General features: G+C 70.4%; 21 protein-coding genes. 10 read left to right on the top strand and 11 right to left on the bottom strand.

Features of this window, described 5'->3' with window-relative positions; translation table 11 throughout:
* Position 1: 1 nt before the first annotated feature.
* The 10 genes from LL239_RS01540 to LL239_RS01495 all read right to left on the bottom strand — a co-directional run bounded on the left by LL239_RS01540 (position 2) and on the right by LL239_RS01495 (position 7994).
* A complete protein-coding gene (locus LL239_RS01540; protein WP_228161674.1) occupies positions 2 to 571 on the bottom strand; it encodes an Imm59 family immunity protein in 570 nt (189 codons plus the stop codon).
* A complete protein-coding gene (locus LL239_RS01535; protein ID WP_228161673.1) occupies positions 568 to 933 on the bottom strand; it encodes a hypothetical protein in 366 nt (121 codons plus the stop codon). Before LL239_RS01535 ends, LL239_RS01540 begins: the two co-directional genes overlap by 4 nt.
* 112 nt (positions 934 to 1045) lie before the next feature.
* Positions 1046 to 1501 (bottom strand): hypothetical protein, encoded by a 456-nt coding sequence (locus LL239_RS01530; protein ID WP_228161672.1) that lies wholly within the window; start codon positions 1499 to 1501, stop codon positions 1046 to 1048.
* Complete coding sequence (locus LL239_RS01525; protein ID WP_228161671.1) at positions 1498 to 2088, bottom strand: hypothetical protein; 591 nt, start codon at positions 2086 to 2088, stop codon at positions 1498 to 1500. Before LL239_RS01525 ends, LL239_RS01530 begins: the two co-directional genes overlap by 4 nt.
* Positions 2085 to 4787, bottom strand: a complete 2703-nt coding sequence (locus LL239_RS01520) for an ADP-ribosyltransferase (RefSeq protein WP_228161670.1) — start codon at positions 4785 to 4787, stop codon at positions 2085 to 2087. The genes LL239_RS01525 and LL239_RS01520 overlap by 4 nt, the downstream gene beginning before the upstream one ends.
* Positions 4787 to 5131, bottom strand: a complete 345-nt coding sequence (locus LL239_RS01515) for a DUF6507 family protein (RefSeq protein WP_228161669.1) — start codon at positions 5129 to 5131, stop codon at positions 4787 to 4789. Before LL239_RS01515 ends, LL239_RS01520 begins: the two co-directional genes overlap by 1 nt.
* Before the next feature lie 105 nt (positions 5132 to 5236).
* Positions 5237 to 5548: a pore-forming ESAT-6 family protein gene (locus LL239_RS01510; RefSeq protein ID WP_228161668.1), complete on the bottom strand. Its 312-nt coding sequence runs from the start codon at positions 5546 to 5548 to the stop codon at positions 5237 to 5239.
* A gap of 20 nt (positions 5549 to 5568) precedes the next feature.
* Complete coding sequence (locus LL239_RS01505; RefSeq protein WP_228161667.1) at positions 5569 to 5901, bottom strand: hypothetical protein; 333 nt, start codon at positions 5899 to 5901, stop codon at positions 5569 to 5571.
* 122 nt (positions 5902 to 6023) lie between these two features.
* Positions 6024 to 6596, bottom strand: coding sequence for an HhH-GPD-type base excision DNA repair protein (locus LL239_RS01500; protein WP_228161666.1), 573 nt, complete (start codon positions 6594 to 6596; stop codon positions 6024 to 6026).
* A 69-nt stretch (positions 6597 to 6665) separates the two neighbouring features.
* Positions 6666 to 7994: a glutamyl-tRNA reductase gene (locus tag LL239_RS01495; protein ID WP_228161665.1), complete on the bottom strand. Its 1329-nt coding sequence runs from the start codon at positions 7992 to 7994 to the stop codon at positions 6666 to 6668.
* A 112-nt stretch (positions 7995 to 8106) separates the two neighbouring features.
* Between LL239_RS01495 and hemE the strand changes: the two genes are divergently transcribed.
* From hemE to LL239_RS01470, 5 genes are all read left to right on the top strand, one after another.
* Positions 8107 to 9144, top strand: coding sequence for a uroporphyrinogen decarboxylase (hemE, locus tag LL239_RS01490; protein WP_228161664.1), 1038 nt, complete (start codon positions 8107 to 8109; stop codon positions 9142 to 9144).
* Positions 9141 to 10652: a protoporphyrinogen oxidase gene (gene hemG / locus LL239_RS01485; RefSeq protein ID WP_228161663.1), complete on the top strand. Its 1512-nt coding sequence runs from the start codon at positions 9141 to 9143 to the stop codon at positions 10650 to 10652. Before hemE ends, hemG begins: the two co-directional genes overlap by 4 nt.
* Before the next feature lie 116 nt (positions 10653 to 10768).
* The gene (locus LL239_RS01480) at positions 10769 to 11158 is read left to right on the top strand and encodes a hypothetical protein (RefSeq protein ID WP_228161662.1); all 390 of its coding nucleotides are present in this window, start codon (positions 10769 to 10771) and stop codon (positions 11156 to 11158) included.
* Positions 11159 to 11161: 3 nt separating this feature from the next.
* The gene (locus LL239_RS01475; RefSeq protein ID WP_228161661.1) at positions 11162 to 11572 is read left to right on the top strand and encodes a phage holin family protein; all 411 of its coding nucleotides are present in this window, start codon (positions 11162 to 11164) and stop codon (positions 11570 to 11572) included.
* Entirely contained in the window at positions 11562 to 11840 is a 279-nt protein-coding gene (locus LL239_RS01470; protein WP_228161660.1) for a hypothetical protein, read from the top strand. Before LL239_RS01475 ends, LL239_RS01470 begins: the two co-directional genes overlap by 11 nt.
* A gap of 59 nt (positions 11841 to 11899) precedes the next feature.
* Here LL239_RS01470 and LL239_RS01465 read toward each other — a convergent pair whose 3' ends face one another.
* Positions 11900 to 12688, bottom strand: a complete 789-nt coding sequence (locus LL239_RS01465; RefSeq protein ID WP_228161659.1) for a bestrophin-like domain — start codon at positions 12686 to 12688, stop codon at positions 11900 to 11902.
* A gap of 200 nt (positions 12689 to 12888) precedes the next feature.
* Here LL239_RS01465 and hemQ point away from each other — a divergent pair, with 200 nt between their 5' ends.
* From hemQ to hemL, 5 genes are all read left to right on the top strand, one after another.
* Entirely contained in the window at positions 12889 to 13560 is a 672-nt protein-coding gene (hemQ, locus tag LL239_RS01460; RefSeq protein WP_228161658.1) for a hydrogen peroxide-dependent heme synthase, read from the top strand.
* Positions 13557 to 14555: a hydroxymethylbilane synthase gene (hemC, locus tag LL239_RS01455; protein ID WP_228161657.1), complete on the top strand. Its 999-nt coding sequence runs from the start codon at positions 13557 to 13559 to the stop codon at positions 14553 to 14555. Before hemQ ends, hemC begins: the two co-directional genes overlap by 4 nt.
* On the top strand, positions 14552 to 15355 hold the full coding sequence (locus LL239_RS01450; protein WP_228161656.1) for a uroporphyrinogen-III synthase: 804 nt from the start codon (positions 14552 to 14554) through the stop codon (positions 15353 to 15355). Before hemC ends, LL239_RS01450 begins: the two co-directional genes overlap by 4 nt.
* Positions 15352 to 16335, top strand: a complete 984-nt coding sequence (gene hemB / locus LL239_RS01445) for a porphobilinogen synthase (protein ID WP_228161655.1) — start codon at positions 15352 to 15354, stop codon at positions 16333 to 16335. Before LL239_RS01450 ends, hemB begins: the two co-directional genes overlap by 4 nt.
* A 172-nt stretch (positions 16336 to 16507) precedes the next feature.
* On the top strand, positions 16508 to 17848 hold the full coding sequence (gene hemL / locus LL239_RS01440) for a glutamate-1-semialdehyde 2,1-aminomutase (protein WP_228161654.1): 1341 nt from the start codon (positions 16508 to 16510) through the stop codon (positions 17846 to 17848).
* The last annotated feature ends 48 nt before the right edge of the window (positions 17849 to 17896 follow it).

The raw sequence follows: 17896 nt of genomic DNA, 5'->3' as shown, positions 1-17896 counted from the left end.
ATTACCGGCTTACCGCCCGGTCAGCGGGATGTATTCGCGCCGCGCGACCATCGCGGAGATCTCGCTCGCGGCGGCATCCGAGATCTCCTCGAGGTCGGAATCCAGGGGAAAGCGGATGCCGTGATCCAGGACTCCGCGCGTATCGGGGGCCCCAGCGGTCAACGTCCACGAGGAATTCGTCCACGGGGCCCAGGTCGGTCTCACGTCGCCGGAACAGGCGCGCGGGGATCAGCTGACCGTCGACGCGCAACTCACGGACGAAGTAGCGGGGCGCGTTCTCCCGGCGAACCTTCTCGCGCCACGCGGCGACGCTGTTGCTCGAGCGGAGGCGCGAGAGGAAGTGCTCCAGCGCCGGCTCCTCCGCCGTGAACTCGCGGCGGCCCTCTACGGTGGCGCGCTCATCCGTTGCGAAGACCACCCAGCCGCTCTCCGTGCGCTGGATCGCGACGATGTCTGTGGCGTTGGTCGCATCCTCGAACCAGCGGTATCCGCCGAGGCCTTCGGCGCGGATCGTCACGAGCGTTTCGTCGCGCTGCTGCGCGCGTGCCCGCTCGTTGCGGGGGTCGATCACAGGAGGATCACCTTCTCCCGGTAGTCGCTGAGGTCAGACATCGGCACCAGGAACGAGACACCGCCGTTGCCGCCGCGATCGTCGTGCACCTCCGCACGGGGCAACGCCACGAGCGCATGCCAGTCCGGGCTGCTGTAGACGTAGAGGACGGCCGAGTAGTCGGCGCTCGACCTCGGCACGGGCCCGTGCACCCGGGTTCCATCCTGCTTCCAGGTGGACACCAGCGGGATCCAGTGCCCTTCGTAAAGTCCCTCGGCTTCGACGTACTCCACCTGTGCGACCTCGGCTGTCGGCACGGCTCGATAGCCGAGTCCCTCGCGGTCGTAGAGAAAGACGTCGGCCGTTCGTTCGCCGGGGGCCATCGTCGATGTCGAGGCGAACCACCCGTCGCTCGTTCGGACCCAGGTGCCCGTGGCGCGGATCGTTTCGGCAGCTCGCGCCTGTTGCTCCCTGCCGAAATCGCGTCGTCGGATCTCAGACATCGCCCTGAGGGCGCCAGCCGAACCGGGTGGCTCGGTCCAGGGCCACCGGGCCCAGACCCCGGGCGATCCGGATCGCTCCCTCCAGCACTTCATCCGTGGGTACCACCAGGTCGGAGGCCGGGACGGACTCCCCGATCACCTGGACGGGGATGCCGTCGATGATGTGCCGGGGACCGAGGGGGACCAGTGTCGTGCCGGGCAGGAAGGCGATCTCTTCGTCCTGCGGGAACGCGGAGAGCGGAGCAACGTCCCGGCCAGTCGCGCTCACGATCACAATCGCACCGACGCTGCCCAGATTGCCGGTGGCAAGTCGGACGTCGCGTGTCGCGGGGAGCACCGTATCGAGGGGGATCGGTGCGGTGATCTCCCGAGGGAAACCCCTCCAACACAGTCCGCGGTAACGCGGGAGCGCCCCGAGGGCGTCGGCCAAACCGGGTGCGGTACTCATCGTGGGGTCTCCGTCTGTGCGATCAATTGCAGGACAGCATGCGCGACGCCGTCGTCGCCGACGTCTTCCGCTTGTCCCCCGCGCCGGGCCATCGCGTCGGAGGAGGCCGAGAGATACGGGCCCGTTCCCGAAGGGTTCTGAGCGACGTGCTTGAGCCCGGGGAAGAATTCGCCTTCATCGATGTGGATGACGCGCCGGGGCTCCACCAACGAATTCAGGGTCGCGGTCCACCTGTCGCCCCACCTCGTGTGGGCCCATTCACCGAGGACGACCGCGGCCGCCGACCTCGACAAGATGGTGGACAGGCGCCCTTCCTCGCTCCGCACCTGGACTTCGGAGATATCGATGAGGACGTCCACACCGTCGTCACCGCCGATGCGGAACTCCACGTCGCCACGGTTCTCCACCTGAGTCACCGCGGCGACGGACTGCAGGAAGTCCACAGCCGCCCGCGTCCATCGACCCTGAGCGTTGTTGGACCGGCCGCCCAGCATCTTTTCGATGCCGACGGATCCCCGCGTCTTCGCGACGTGCCGTTCGAGCTGTGCCCAGAGCTCCGCTTCGCTCGGGATACCGGGATCCGTCACTCACGCACCTCCCGCAGATGAACATGCCAGATGCCGTTGCCGTCTTGGAACTTGCTGAGGACGTCGAAGGTTGTGCTGCGCTGGTACAGCAATTCGGCTTCGTTGGCGTACCTCGAGAGCGGGGAGACCGACGAGGGCGTAATGCCGTCGATGGTGATGATCCCCGGTGTCTCGCCCTTGCTCAGCGCCTGCAGTGCGAAGTCGCGTGCGACACCCGGGTCCGTCGTCGTGCTCATGAATGACGGGTCGCTCCACGTCCGCCCTGTCTCGAACTGATCGAGGAGGTTCTGGGTCATGGTGACTCCGCGGGAGAAGTAGTGCCCGGGCGTTGCCTCCGCGGGAAGGTTGGCGAGCCCCTGCGTCAAGTCTGCGATCCTGCTCTCCAGAAGGTCGACGTTCTGCGGCGCGTCCCCGTAGTTTCGCAGGTACGGATTGATCGCGTCGTAGCCCTCGTTCGTGGTGTACCAGTAGATCGCCTTGGCCTGGTCCGGAGTGAGCGCGGGGTAGGCGTCGGAAACCCGCATGGCCCATTCGTCCATGCGCGCGGGGTCGACTGCTCCCGAGGGGAGCCGGAATTCGTCGTTGATCGCGTCGAGCTTGTCGAGGGGAAGCGGAGGTGCATCCGCGCCCGTGTGCGCAGGCGGCATGTCGAGGCCGGTGTGGGGCGGTACGTTCGGAGTGTCGGCTGCCCCGCCGTTCGTGGTGCTGTGCGGGTCGGACTGGCCGTCTTGTCCACGGGGGGCGGCTCCGTCGTCCCCGCGATCCGCACCCGCGCCGTCGTCTCCGGACCCGCCGTCGCCGCGGCCGACGTTGGTCGTGTCGTCGCCTCGGCCCGCGTCGCCGCGTCCGGCGTCGTCGCCGCGGCCCGGGCCACCGCCGTTGCCCGTGTCGGAGCCACCGTGACCGCCGCCCTCACCACCCGCGTGGTTGCTGCCGCCGCCGGTCTCCGTCGAGGGGTCGCGCACGACCGTCGACTCACCCGCTCCACCGGTCTCGGTGCGGACGGGGGCGTCCTCGACGATCGGGTTCACCGGACCGGGACCCGTCTCGCCGCGGACGCCACCGGCGCCGATGAGATCGGGCTCGCGCACGGGTGCCGTGACACCGGCATCCGTCCCCGCGTCCGTGCGCACGGGCACGTCGCCACCGCCCACGCCGTCGAAAGATCCGGCGGGCATTTCGATGCGGCCCGAGGGGATGGCATCCGTCGGCGGGAACTCGTACACGGGGACGCCGTCCTCGACGCGCGCCGTCACGGTGTCGAGATCTACCCCGGCGTCGTCGAGCGCGCGCAGTGCCGAGGCCGCGTCGTCGGCGACGAACGGCATGTCGGGGGTGTTGAGGTGGAAGCCGTCGGTGGCGTTCGAACCGAGGCGACCGATGATGCCGTCGAGACTGTTCAGCCCCGCACCGCCGAGGCGCATCGCGCCGTTCATCGCGAGGGCCGCCGGATCGACGAAGTCCACGACCTTGGCCATCTTCGACACCACGGATGCCGCCGTCGACGCGGTCTTCACACCGGCCACGGCCGCGCCGCCCACGGGAATCAGCGCGGTGCCGACGTTGAAGACCGACTCGCCGAGCGCGGTGCCCGGGTCGTCCTGCCACTTGTCCCACGCGATGAGCGCCTTGCCGGTGTTGATGGCGGCTTCATCGGCCTGCGCCTTGAAGTCGCGCACCTCCTGCGGAAGGAAGCCGTCCATGCCCATGTTCTGCATCAGGGAGTCGGTCTGGAAGATGGGGGCGAGCACGCCGGTGTTCGCGGCGCCCGCGAACAGCAGCATGCCGAGGTTGCCCCACGCCGCCCCGTACGCGTCGCCGGAGAAGAAGTCACCCGTCTCGGGGTTGTAGCCGAGCACGAGAGTCCCGAGGCCCTGCACGGTGCCCCAGATGCCGCCGACGGCGATGCCCTCCCACAGGAAATCCTTGAAGACGAACTTCGCCGTCGCCTCACCGCACCCCTCGGTGCGCTCGACCTCAGCACCCCAGGGCATCTCGGTGCCCTCCGGGATCTCGGCGATGCCGTAGCCCAGCGCGTCGTCCTCGGATGTCGCAGCGTGCAGCGGTGCAGCTCCGTAGAGCGCCCGGATGCGGTTCGCGCATGCACGCTCTGCTTCCCACAGCTTGATCTGCTGAGCGTTGACCGCGGACAGCAGTTCGTTGTTGCGGTCGACGTGTTCCTGCGACTCGTGCCACTCCTTGGTGACCGTGCGGTACATCTCCGGCGTCGCAGCGCTCGATGACGTCGTTGTCGACGAGCCCCACGAACCCTGATAGGTCGGCGTCGCGGTCGCGCCGCCGTAGGGCGACTGCGCGGCCGTCCACGCGGGGTTGATCTCGCGCACCTGCACGCCGCCTTGCACGGAGTCCACGAATGCTTTCGCCTGCGCGCGCAGCGAATCCAGCTCTGCCTTGATCGGACGCACATCAGCGGCGAACGCCGTGAGCGCGGCCGACACCTCGGCGAGGTTGTCGCTGACCTGCGTCGCCTGCGACGACACCGGCGCCATCAACCCCAGGAGTGTGGGTGACTCCGGGGCCTCGTACACCCCGGCCATGCCCTGCCACTTGAAGTGCACGTTGGAGCCGTGCTCGGACACCTGACCCGAGACGGTGCTGATCGTGCGAGCGTTCTCTTCGATGGCATCCGGGTTGATGTCGGCACCCGGAATGGCCTCGTAGTCGATCGGATCCGGCATCACATCACCCCGTGCGGAAGAGAAGGCGGGTACACGGCGTGGACGGCCGCCGTCTGGGCGTTCGCCGCCATCTCGGTGTCACCCGCGATGTAGGCTTCGGTGGCCGACACGACGCCTTGCGCTGCCGCGCCGATGCGGGCGCTCATCCCTTGGATGCGCGGGCCCTCCTCCTGCTGGAAGTAGGCCTGCACCGCCTCGGAGATCGCTCCCGACTGGGTCGCGGTCACTGCTCCCTCGAGAGCGGGACTGAGCGTGTTCAGCGCGGCGCCGAGGGCTTCGGCATCCACGTTGACGTCTTGCAGCACGGCAACCACACCGGACGGCTCGATACGCCAGCTCGTCATCGACAGCACCCCTTCATATCTCGACGATCACGCGCGACGCACACCCCACGCGCACGGAACCATCGGTGCCGGACGCTCATCGCGTCCGGCACCGTGTGGCGATCGTCAGCCGATCGACTCCACGGCCGCGCGAGCCTTGCTCAGCGCGGTCTGGGCGGACTCGTCGTTGCGCTCGAGCGACGAGCGCAGGGTCTGGATGATGCCCCGCACCTCGGCGGCGGCGTTCTTCCAGCGAACTTCTTTGCCGCGGTAGTCCTCGGACACACCGTCGGCGGAGTAGTCGGCCATCGCGGCCTGCACGTCGCGGTCGCGCTGGTCGATCAACGACTCGAGCTGCGCGGCGACGCGGTTGAAGTTGTCCTGGGCGTTCTGCGAGGCCGCGATCGAGTAGTCGCGGCGGTCTCCCTGGTTCACCATGAGTCAGTCCTCTCCGATTCTCAGCGGCTACCGAAGCGCGCGGCGTCGAACGAGGATCCGGCTTCGAGGCTCGTGGTCTGGTCGACCATGGACGACTCACCCTCCTGGAAGGAACGGTCCATGCCCGAGATACCGCCCAAGACGCCGTCGAGGGCCAGCTTCAACTCGGCCGAGATCGCGTCGGTGCGCGACTTGAAGCGGTCGAACGCGGCACGACCCGCGCCCTGGAACTGTCCCTCGAGCGGCTCGGCCGCCTCGAACAGCTGACGCACCAGCAGTGACAGCTCATCACTCGACCCCGAGGTGGCCTTACCCAGCACACCCAGCGTGTCGGAACCCATTGCGAACTTCACGAGAGCCCACCCTTCGATCGCGAATAAACCTGCAACGAACCCTGAAACCCTAACCACGGCTCTCGGGGCGCGAAAGAAAGATGAGAGAACTCTCCTTTTTCACTCACATGGTGTAGGAGGGGTCAGCCGCCCGCTTTCCCGGCGGCTTTCGCGGCCTTCTTGTACTCGCGCACCTTTGCCAGCGACTCCGGGCTCGTGATGTCGGCGACCGAGCGGAACGAGCCGTCCTCGCCGTACGGTGCCGACGCCTCGCGCCACCCCGCACCGTCGTAGCCGTACTGCTTGCCGAGCAGGGCCAGGAAGATCTTGGCCTTCTGCTCGCCGAAGCCGGGAAGAGCCTTCAGCCGCTTCAGAACCGTCGCGCCGTCCGGGTCGTCCCGTGTCCAGAGCTCGGCGGCATCCCCGCCCCAGTCCTCCGCGATCGCGGCGCACAGCGACTGCACGCGCTTCGCCATGGATCCGGGGAAGCGATGCACCGCCGGCGTCTGCGAGAACGCCGCCGCGAAGGCCTCGGGGTCTTCGTGCGCGAGGGTCGTGGCATCCATCGCTCCCACGCGCTGCTGGATCTTCAGCGGTCCCGCGAACGCGGTCTCCATCGCCACCTGCTGGTCGAGCAGCATGCCGATCAGCAGCGCGAGGGGGTTCGTCGAGAGCAGGTCGTCGGCGGCCGGGTCGTCGGTGATGCGCAGGCTCATGCCCTCATTCTCGCGCGGGTCACGCGGGGGCGGCGAGAGCGCAGGGACGGGAACGGGGCGGAGATGCGGTCAACCCGCGTCGGCGATGCGCGCGGCGGGGGTATCGGGATCCGACACCTCGATGCCGAACAGGGCCGACAGCGCCGAGACGTATTCGTCGGCGCGGCCGGTCTCGGCGAGCTCGTGCGCGCGTGTGGTCGGTGTGTGCAGCAGCACGCCGACGAGGTGCCGCAGCGCCTGCTCGGTCTGCCCGCCCTCGTCACCGCGCGCGCGGACACGGGCGACTTCGGCGTCGAGCACGCCGAACACATGGGCGCGCAGCGCCACGACGGCGGGCGTGATGTTCTTGCGCTCACCCACCGAGGTGAAGCGGCGGGCGGCGTCGCGGACGAGGTCGCGCGCGGCATCCGTGGCCTGCAACTCTTCGAGCGGAGCGTGGAGGCGGATGGTCTCGAGGTCGAGAAGGTCGACACCGGGCACGGTGGCCACATCAGGGTCGACGTTGCGGGGCAGTCCGAGGTCGATCACGAGCCGGCGGCCGGTGTGCTCGACGGGGCAGCCGCGCGAGGTCTCGTCGGCGGCGGATTCGGCCGCGGTGCGTCCTGCGGCGAACGTGGCGGCGCTGACGACGTGGTTCTCGCTCGTCGTGCACGTGATGACGAGGTCGGCGTGCGCGACAGCGGTCGGGAAGGTCTCGGCCGACACCGCACGCAAGCCGTGTTTCGCGGCGAACTTCGCGGCACGGCCCGAGGGGGAGTGGACGGAGATGTCTTCGGCGCCCTGGTCGCGGAGAGCGGCGACGGTCGCGGCGGCGTACGCGCCCGTGCCGACCAGCAGCACGCGCTGCGTCGACCAGTCGGCGATGCGGCTGTCGGCGAGCTCGAGGCCGAGGCGCACCAGCGAGCGGCCGGCGCGGCCGATCGCGGTGGCGTTCTTCACTCCGCGCTGAGCCTCGGACGCGCGCTGGAACAGCCGCTCGAGCTCTCCGGAGGTGGTGCCCAGTTGCCGGGACTCGGTGAGCGCGCGGCGCACCTGACCAGCGATCTCGCCCTCGCCGACGACGACGGATTCCAAACCGGATGCCACCGAGAACAGATGCTCGGCGACATCGCCGCCGCCCAGGACGGTGTACGAGCCCTCGAGCTCGCTCGCGGGCACGCCGGTGGCCGCCTCGATGGCGCTCAGCGTGGCCTCCACGCCCACCGCGACGGCGGCCGTGACGGGCTCGTCCATGTCGACGTAGGCCTCGAAGCGGTTGCAGGTGGCCACGACGACCGCTCCCTGCACGCACTCGTCATGCGCGGCGATCAGGGGGGCGACGGGTGTGGTGGGTACGCTGAGCCGCTCGAGGAGGTCGAAGGTCGCGGTCTTGTGACTCGCGCTCACGCAGAGCAGCACATGAATATTCTACGCCCGGCCCCTGCGGGGTATTCCGGGCCGCCTCTCGACGTCGAGGCATCCGGTGTCCTCCCCGCGGGCGAGAAGGGGGCCGAGTGGAAGGATGGATGCCATGGCCACCCCCGACGCGCCCCTTCTCCGTGCCCTTCGCGGCGACCGTCCCGAGCGGCAGCCGGTGTGGTTCATGCGCCAGGCCGGGCGCTCCCTGCCGGAGTACCGCGATCTGCGGGTGGGCACCCGCATGCTCGACGCCTGCCTGACCCCCGATCTCGCGGCCGAGATCACGCTGCAGCCGATCCGCCGCCACGGGGTGGATGCCGCGATCTTCTTCAGCGACATCGTGGTGCCGCTGCGGCTGGCCGGTGTCGACGTCGAGATCGAGCCCGGGCGCGGACCGGTGTTCGCCGAGCCGGTGCGCACCGCCGCCGACGTGGAACGGGTGACCTCGATCGATCCCGCCGAGGTGGCGGCGGCGGCCGAACCGGTGCGCGAGGCGGTCCGGCTGGTGACCGCCGAACTCGGGGACGGCGTCCCGCTCATCGGCTTCGCCGGCGCACCGTTCACGCTCGCGGCGTACCTCGTGGAGGGCGGGCCCTCCAAGGAGCACCTGCGCGCTCGCGGCATGATGCATGCCGACCCCGCGTCGTGGCACCGACTGGCCGGGTGGCTGGCCGAGGTGTCGCGGGCGTTCCTGGAGGCGCAGATCGACGGGGGAGCGCAGGCCGTGCAACTCTTCGACTCGTGGGCCGGTTCGCTCTCGCGCGCCGCGTTCCTCGAGTTCGTCGCCCCGCACTCGCGGACGGCGCTCGAGGGAGTGCAGGTGCCGCGGATCCACTTCGGCGTGGGCACCGGCCCGTTCCTCGGCGACATGCGCCTCGGCGGTATCGCCGACGCGGTGGGCGTGGACTGGCGGATGCCCCTCGACGAGGCCGCGGCGATCGTCGGGCCCGACACGACGCTGCAGGGCAACATCGACCCGGCGCTCCTCGGTGCGCCCTGGCCGGTGCTGGCCGCACACGTCGACGACGTCCTGACGCGGGGCCGCGCGGCCCGCGCTCACATCCTGAACCTCGGACACGGCGTGCCGCCGGACACCGACCCCGCCGTTCTCACTCGCATCGTCGCGCACGCGCATGGGGAGTCGGAATGAGCGACGCCCTGGAGCGGCTCGCCGAGCACGCCCACGAGAGCCACGTCGTCGTCGCCGGTGGTGGGGTCTCGGGACTCGTGTCAGCGCTGGAGTGCGCGAAGGTCGGCATGCGAGTGACCGTGCTCGAGGCCTCCGGATCCTTCGGAGGCGTCGTGCGCGCGGCCGAGGTCGGCGGGCTCACCCTCGACGTCGGGGCCGAAAGCTTCGCGACCCGAGGGGGAGTCGTGCGCGAGCTCCTCGAAGAGCTCGGGCTCACCGACCGGATCGTTTCCCCCCACCGCGCGGGAGCGTGGGTGTCGGGTGTTCCCGGGGTCGGGGCGGCGCCTCTGCCGAAGGGCGGGGTCCTCGGCATCCCGGACAACCCCTGGGCACCGGAGGTGCGACGCGTCATCGGCTGGGCGGGAGCGTGGCGTGCCTATGTCGATCGGCTGCGCCCGCCGTTGACGATCGGGCACCAGCGCAGCCTCGGCGCGCTCGTGCGCTCGCGCATGGGCTCTCGTGTGCTCGACCGACTCGTCGCCCCCGTCACCAGCGGCGTCTACTCTGCTCGTCCCGATGACATCGACGTCGACCTGGCCGCCCCCGGGCTGAACGCCGCTCTGACCCGTACCGGCTCGCTGGGCGGTGCCGTCGCCGAACTGCGCGCGGCGCGACCGACGCTCGCTCCGCCGGACGCTCCGGCATCCGACATCCCGCCGGCGGTGGCGAGGCCAGCGCGGGCCGCCGCACCCGGCGGCGCGGTCGAGGGCATCGCCGGCGGGATGTGGCGCCTGGTCGACGCGCTCGTCGCCCGACTCCGGGACCTGGGCGTGGAGGTGCGCACCGACGTGTCGGTGGAGGCGCTGACCCGCGCCGACGAAGGCTGGAGCGTTCGAACCTCCGCCGATGAGGAGTCCCTCTCGGCCGACGCGGTCATCGTCGCGCTGCCCGAGGGGGAGGCGCGTGCGCTCCTCTCCCCCGTCGTCCCGACCCTGGACGCGGCCGACCCGGTCGCGCCGGTCGTCGAGGTCGTGACCCTCGTCGTCCACGCTCCGGTCCTCGACGCCTTCCCGCGCGGAACGGGCGTCCTCACCGTGCCGGGCAGCCACGTGGCCAAAGCGCTCACGCACTCGACCGCGAAGTGGGAGTGGGTACGGGATGCCACTGAGCCCGGCATCCACGTGCTCCGGCTGTCGTTCGGAGCGCAGGGAGAGGAGCCGGCGACCGCACCGCTCGACGACGAGGCGGCTGCCGCCCTGGCTCTGTCCGAGGCGTCGGCCCTCCTCGGGGTGACTCTCGACGCGTCGGCCCTGCGCGCGTGGCACCGGGTGCGCTACGTCCAGTCGCAGCCGGGGGCCGCCATCGGGCGGGCCGCGCAGACGGCCGCGGCGCGCGGCGCGGTGCGCGCGGTGCCCGGACTCGGGGCCACGGGCGCCTGGCTGTCGGGAACGGGTCTCGCGCAGGTGATTCCGGACGCGCGGGCGGAGGCGGATCGCGTGCGCAGCGCCGCCCTCTGGCGGCGCGGCTGACGACGCGACGCGCGATGGTCGAGGGATGTCACGGGGATGTCAAGGGCGGATGCCGGAACCGGAATACATCGCTATCGTGAGACTCGACCAGCACTGATCGAGCGTGAGGAGACCCCATGAGGGGCAAAGCAGCACTCGTCGTCGGACTCGTGGCGGGCTACGTGCTCGGAGCACGCGCGGGCCGCGAACGGTACGAGCAGATCAAGGCGCAGGCCGAGAGGGTCTGGGACCAGCCCGTCGTCCAGGGACAGGTCGAGAAGGTGAAGGCGTTCGGCGTCTCGGCCCTCAGCTCCGTTCCCGGAGTGGTGTGGAAGGGCGCGAAGTCGGTCACCGGTGCCGTCTCCCAGTCCGGCACCGTCTCGGAGCGCGCTCAGCGCGCCGGCCGCGCCGCGAAGGCCTCGGCTGCCGAGGTCGTCGACGCCGTCGAGGACTCCGTCGACGAAGCGAAGAGCTCCGAGAAGGGCGCGGACGCGACCAAGAGCAGCTCCACGCCGTCGGAGAGCTGACGCATGACGACTCCCCGCGGTTTCCGTGACCGCGCCGACGACAGCCTGTTCACGCTCATCGGCGACATCCCCGAGCTCGTGCGCAACCTCGTCGTCGCGGAGATCAACGGCGCGAAGGCGTGGGCGAAGCGGACGGCCAAGGACGCCGGCATCGGTGCGGGATGGTTCGTCGGCGCGCTGATCGTCGTCTTCTGGGCGGTCCCGGTGTTCTTCACCTTCGTGATCGCCGGTTTGTCGTCGTGGTGGCCCGTGTGGCTGTCGGCGCTCGTGGTCTTCGGCGTGATGATCGTGATCACCGCGATTCTCGCGCTCCTGGGATACCTGCGCTTCAAGAAGCTGTCCAGCGGCGAGAATCCGGGTCAGGCCATCGCCCAGGACGTCCGCATCGTGAAGGAGGCTGGCGATGAGTATTGAGCGCCCCGTTCCCGTGCCGCGCACGGCGGTGCCGCTGGGCATCACCGACCCCGTCGAGGAGGCGCGCGCCGAGCTGAAGGCCGCCCTTGCGGCCATCGAGGTGAAGGCGAACGTGCCGCGCCGCGTGAGCGAGGCCCTCGACGCGCGCGTGGCCGAGGCGCGCGAATCGGCCCGGCGCAATCCGGGCGCGGCGGCGGCCGTCGTCGCGGGCGTCGCAGCCGCGGTCGGGTTCACGGTCTGGGCCCTGGTTCGGGCCTACACCCGCTGAGCCGCCGCGCGCCAGACGCCGCGCCCACGGAATCCGGGCGCCGCAGGCCGCCGCGTGAACTACGGCGCTTTCGCGAAAAGACCGTCCAGCAGATCGTGGAAGTACTCGGGCGTCACGGCGATCGGCCCGGCGTATGCGTGGTCGAAGCCGGCGATCGCGTACAGCAGCAGAGCGACGAAAAGCGCCAGCATGCCCGCCATCAACAGGTGCACCCGGAGATTGCGCACCTCGATGAGCGCGATGAGCACGGCGTTCAGGACGGCTCCGACGCTGAGCACGATCCACAGCACGCCCGGCAGTGCGAGGTGGGTCAGTGCGATGCGGTCCCGCCGACTCTCCACGAGGAGCTGGAACTGGTCGAGCGACTGCTGCACGGCGAGGATCTCGGCGGGGCTGGTCGGCTGCACGCCCCCGATGGCCTGCTGCATCGCCGAGATGTTCGCATCCGTCTCCAACGGGATCTCGAGTCGTTGCTGCATCGGCCAGTCCACGTCGATGACATTGCGCGTGTAGGCGATGATCTGCTCCTGCAGCTCGGTGGACTGCGGTTCGGGGAGCAACGTCGCGGTGCGGTAGAGCGAGGCCAGCGACGAGGACTCCTGCAGCACGATGCCGTCGACCTCGGTGAAGTTGCCGTACGCGGCGGCGGCGATGAGGGCGAGGGTCACGCCGTAGAACACCCCGTAGGCGCCGACGGCATAGCTGAGCACGCGGTCCCACTCGTCGCCCTGGGGAGCCACCCTGCTCACCCATCGACGCAGCAGGAGCAGGATCCCGCAGGAACCGCCCACCACGAGCAGGGTGAACAGAGTCAACCCCACCGGCATGGGGAGTTGGTACAGCCACATCGGGCAACCCTTCCGACCGGCATCCCCCGATGCCGTCGTGGCACAGTACCAACGCGCACCGGCGAACGCGGGCTCCGAGACGCCGCTGAGCGCAACGGATCGCCGCCCCGCGCACCGGCCGGGCCGGCCGCGGGTTCGCGGTGGTCCACCGGCGAGTCAACGGGTTTGGCGGCCCGCGCCCGCAGCGCGAGACTTGAGGCATGGCCCAGGACGACTCCTCCTCCGTGTACACCCTGTGGGCGGTGCTCCGCCGCGATCCCGAGAACCCCGTCGTCGCCGCCGACGCCACCGAGTTGGCCGATCTCACGGCGCTCATCGAGGCGGACGGCGTCACGATCCGCGGTTTCTACGACGTCAGCGGCCTGCGCGCCGATGCCGACCTGATGGTGTGGCTGTACGGCGAAGACCCGCAGGCCCTCCAGCGCGACCTGCGGCGCCTGCGCCGCACCGAGCTGCTGAAGAATCTCCTGCCGACATGGAACGCGATGGGCGTGCACCGTGACGCCGAGTTCAACCGCTCGCACGTGCCGGGCTTCCTCCGCGGCATCGAGGCGAAGGACTGGCTCTGCCTGTACCCGTTCGTCCGCAGCTACGAGTGGTACCTGCTGCCCGAGGCGGAGCGTCGCGAGATGCTCGTCGAGCACGGCAAGAAGGGCTCGCAGTACAGGGGCGTCATCGCCAACACCGTGGCATCCTTCGCCCTCGGTGACTACGAATGGCTGCTGCCGATGGAGTCCGACGACCTGACCGACCTCGTCGACATGATGCGCGACCTCCGGTACACCGAGGCCCGCCGCCACGTCCGTGAAGAGGTGCCGTTCTACACGGGCCGTCGCGTCACCCTCGACGAGATCCCCGAGATCCTCCAGTGAGCGCCGCCCTGCGCCTGGGTACGCGGCGCAGCGCGCTGGCGGTGGCGCAGTCGCAGATGGTCGCCGACGCGGTGGCCGAGGCATCCGGGCGCCCGGTCGAACTCGTGCCCATCGTCTCCGAGGGCGACGTCAACCGCGCATCGCTGTCGCAGCTCGGCGGCCGCGGGGTCTTCGCGAACGGTCTGCGCGAGGCGCTCGCGGCGGACCGCTGCGACTTCCTCGTGCACTCCCTCAAGGACCTTCCGACGCTGCAGCCCGAGGGACTGGTCATCGCGGCCACGCCGCCGCGTGAGGACGCCCGCGATGTCGTGGTGACCCGTGACGGCACGCCGCTTTCGACGCTGCCCGCGGGGGCGAAGGTCGGGACCGGATCGCCGCGGCGCATCGCGCAGGCCCTGCGACACAACCCCGGGCTCGACATCCACGACATCCGCGGCAACGTCGACTCGCGTCTGGCGCGCGTGCGGGACGGGGAACTGGATGCCGTGATCCTCGCGGCCGCGGGAATCTCGCGGCTCGGCGGAGACCTCGGGGGGTTGCGGGCCGAGCACCTGGGGCTCGCGGAGTGGCCGACCGCGCCCGGACAAGGGTCACTGGCGATCGAGACCCGCACCGACATCGACCCCGGGATCCTCGCCGCGCTCGCGGCGCTCGACGACGTCGACACCCGTGTGGCCATCACCGCCGAGCGCACCGTCCTCTCGGTGCTGGACGCGGGATGCCACGCACCCGTGGCCACGCACGCGGCCCTCACCGACGGCGACCTGCGCCTGCGGGCCATCGTCTACGCACTCGACGGCTCGCATCGGATCGGTATCGATCGGACCGTGCGCGTGGAGCCGGGGTATGGTGGGGAACCTGGCAGTGGCAACGGTGCGAATGCTGCCGACGACGGGGGACCCATCGCGCGTGCGACGCGAGCGGGCCAAGAAGCCGCGCGTCGGTTGCTCGAACGTGGGGCGGCCGACCTGGTACCACGAGAGTCGACCACATGAATGAAGGCCATCGGCACACGCCGACCCCAGACAAGCCGCTCGCCGGCCGGCGCGTTCTCGTGCCCCGCGGTGGTCCCTGGGGCGACGGCGTCGCCGCCAGCCTTCGTCAGCGCGGGGCCGTCCCGGTCATCGCCCCGCTGATCAACTTCGCTCCCACGAACGACCAGGCGACCCTCGAGCAGGCGCTCACCGATCTCGCCAACGGCGCGTTCGACTGGCTCACCCTCACCAGCGCGACCACCGTCGACGTGCTGTACGCGTACCGCGCGGTGATCCCCACCACCACGAAGGTCGCCGCCGTCGGTGAGACGACCGCCGCCGCCATGCAGGCCGTGGGGTATCGCGTCGATCTCGTGCCCGACCGCGACAACTCGGCGCAGGGCATGGCCGAGCAGATGATCGACCTCGAGGCGGAGCCGCGGAGCGTGTTGACGCTGCGGAGCGAGATCGCCAAGCCGGTGCTCACGCGTCTGCTCATCGAGGCCGGACACCACGTCCGCAGCGTCGTGGCGTATCGCACGGTCGGTGTCCCCGTCACCGAGAAGATCGCCGCCGACGTGCACTCGGGCCGCATCAACGCCATCCTCGTCACCAGCGGATCGGTCGCGGAGCAGGTGGTCGAACAGTTCCCCGAGATCCCGGCATCCACCGTCATCGCCGCCATCGGACCGCGCACCGCCAAAGACGCCAAGCGCGCGGGCCTGAACGTCGACGTCGTCGCCGAGCGGCAGACCGTCGATTCGTTGATCGATGCCGTCGCCCGTTTCACCCTCTCCCCGGAGTCCGAGACCCCCGCATGAGCTTCCCCGAGCACCGCCCGCGACGCCTTCGCCGCACGCCCGCCATCCGTCGTCTCGCTCGCGAGACGCATCTCGTTCCGTCGCAGTTGGTGCTGCCGCTGTTCGTGCGCGAGGGCATCTCCGAGCAGGTGCCGATCGGCGCGATGCCCGGGGTCGTGCAGCACTCCCTCGATTCGCTGCGCCGCACCGTCGCCGAGGCCGCAGCCGCCCGCATCGGCGGCGTGATGCTGTTCGGCGTCCCCGAGAAACGCGACGCGGTGGGCTCGGGTGCCGACGATCCGAATGGCATCCTGAACGTCGCGACCGAGGCGGTGGTGTCCGAGATCGGCGATGCGCTGGTCGTGCAGACCGATCTGTGCCTGGACGAGTTCACCGATCACGGGCACTGCGGCGTCCTTCAGGCCGACGGGGCCGTCGACAACGACGCGACCCTCGAACGCTACACGGCGATGGGTCTGGCGCAGGCGCGAGCGGGGTCGGCCATGCTCGGGCTGTCGGGCATGATGGACGGCCAGGTCGCAGCGGTGCGTCAGGCGCTGGATGCCGAGGGCTTCACCGACACCCTGCTCCTGGCCTACTCGGCCAAGTACGCGGGGGCGTTCTACGGCCCGTTCCGCGAGGCCGTCGACTCGCAGCTGAAGGGCGACCGCCGCTCGTACCAGCTCGACCCCGGCAACGGCCGCGAGGGCGTGCGGGAGGCGCTGCTCGATGTCGAGGAGGGTGCCGACGTCGTCATGGTGAAGCCGGCGCTGCCGTATCTCGACGTGCTCGCCGACGTGCGCACCGCCGTCGATGTGCCGGTGTGGGCGTATCAGGTGTCGGGGGAGTACGCGATGGTCGAGGCCGCCGCCGCCCACGGCTGGATCGACCGCCGAGGCGCCGTGCTGGAGAGTCTGCTCGGCATCCGCCGTGCCGGCGCGGACGCGATCCTGACGTACTGGGCCCTCGAGGCCGCGCACTGGCTGCGCGCCGACCTGTAAACCGGTCTGCCCGCCGTCCCGCTCCTTCTCTCGCGGACACGACGAAGGAGATTCGCACCGACCTGCGAAGCCGGATGCTGCACAACTCCGGAAAAATGGGGTGGGCAGAGCGGGCGGCGCCGAGTGGCATCCGATTTTCCTGCGTTGTGCACATCGAAAGGATGAGCAACCCATGTCAGACCTCAACGATCAGTGGTTCGCTCGCGCGAAAGACGTCATTCCGGGCGGTGTGAACTCGCCCGTGCGCGCGTACGGGTCCGTCGGCGGCACGCCGCGGTTCGTCCAGTCCGCCGCCGGTGCCCGGATCACGGATGCCGCGGGTCGCGAGTACGTCGACCTCGTGGCCTCGTGGGGTCCGGCCCTGCTCGGTCACGCGCACCCCGAAGTGGTCGGGGCCGTGCAGTCGGCGGCATCCCGGGGTCTGTCGTTCGGTGCGCCCACGGGAGCCGAGGTCGAGCTCGCCGACCTCATCGCGAATCGCGTGCGGGTCGGCGACCTGGCGCCGGTCGAGAAGGTGCGCCTGGTCTCCACCGGCACCGAGGCGACGATGACGGCCATCCGCCTTGCCCGTGGCGTCACCGGCCGCGACCTGCTGATCAAGTTCGCCGGCCACTACCACGGGCACTCCGACGGGCTGCTGGCCGCTGCGGGCTCCGGCGTCGCGACGCTCGCGCTCCCCGGATCCGCCGGAGTGCCGGCACCGATCGCCGCGCAGACGCTCGTGCTGCCGTACAACGACCTCGACGCCGTCCGCGAGGCGTTCGAGGTGCACGGCGAGAACATCGCCGCGATCATCGTGGAAGCGGCATCCGCGAACATGGGCGTCGTCCCGCCGCTCCCCGGCTTCAACGCTGCGCTCGCCGACATCGCGCACAGCCACGGTGCGCTGCTGATCATGGACGAGGTGCTCACCGGCTTCCGCGTGCACCCCGCCGGCTTCTGGGGGCTGCAGGCCTCGCAGGGTGAGACGTACCTGCCCGACATCCTCACGTTCGGCAAGGTCGTCGGCGGAGGGATGCCGCTCGCGGCCCTCGGCGGCCGCGCCGACGTCATGGACCAGCTCGCTCCGCTCGGGCCGGTGTATCAGGCCGGGACGCTGTCGGGGAACCCGCTGTCGGTCGCCGCGGGCCTGGCGACGCTGCGGCTGGCGACGCCCGAGGTGTACGCGGCGGTCGATGCGTCGGCATCCCGTGTCGCCGACGCCCTCGACGCAGCCCTGACCGCGGAGGGGATCGTGCACACCGTCCCGCGGGCGGGCTCGCTCTTCGGCGTCGCGTTCCTCGCGGAGGTGCCGCGCGACTACGCCACGGCGCTGACGCAGCAGTCGTGGCGGTACGCCCCGTTCTTCCACGCGATGCTGGATGCCGGTGTCTCTCTGCCCCCGAGCGTGTTCGAGGCCTGGTTCCTCACGGCCGCCCACGACGACCTCGCGCTGGAGCAGATCGTCGACGCGCTACCCGCGGCGGCGAAGGCGGCGGCCGGAGCGGCAGACCCGACGCTGCTCGCGCAGTAGGCAGGCGACGGCCGTCCGGGCCTGCGTCTCGCCGAGCACGACTCCTGA

The organism is Microbacterium testaceum (assembly GCF_020781835.1).
Classification (GTDB): domain Bacteria; phylum Actinomycetota; class Actinomycetes; order Actinomycetales; family Microbacteriaceae; genus Microbacterium; species Microbacterium testaceum_H.
Note: the sequence above shows the minus strand (reverse complement) of the source record. Positions and strands in the feature narration are given on the sequence as shown.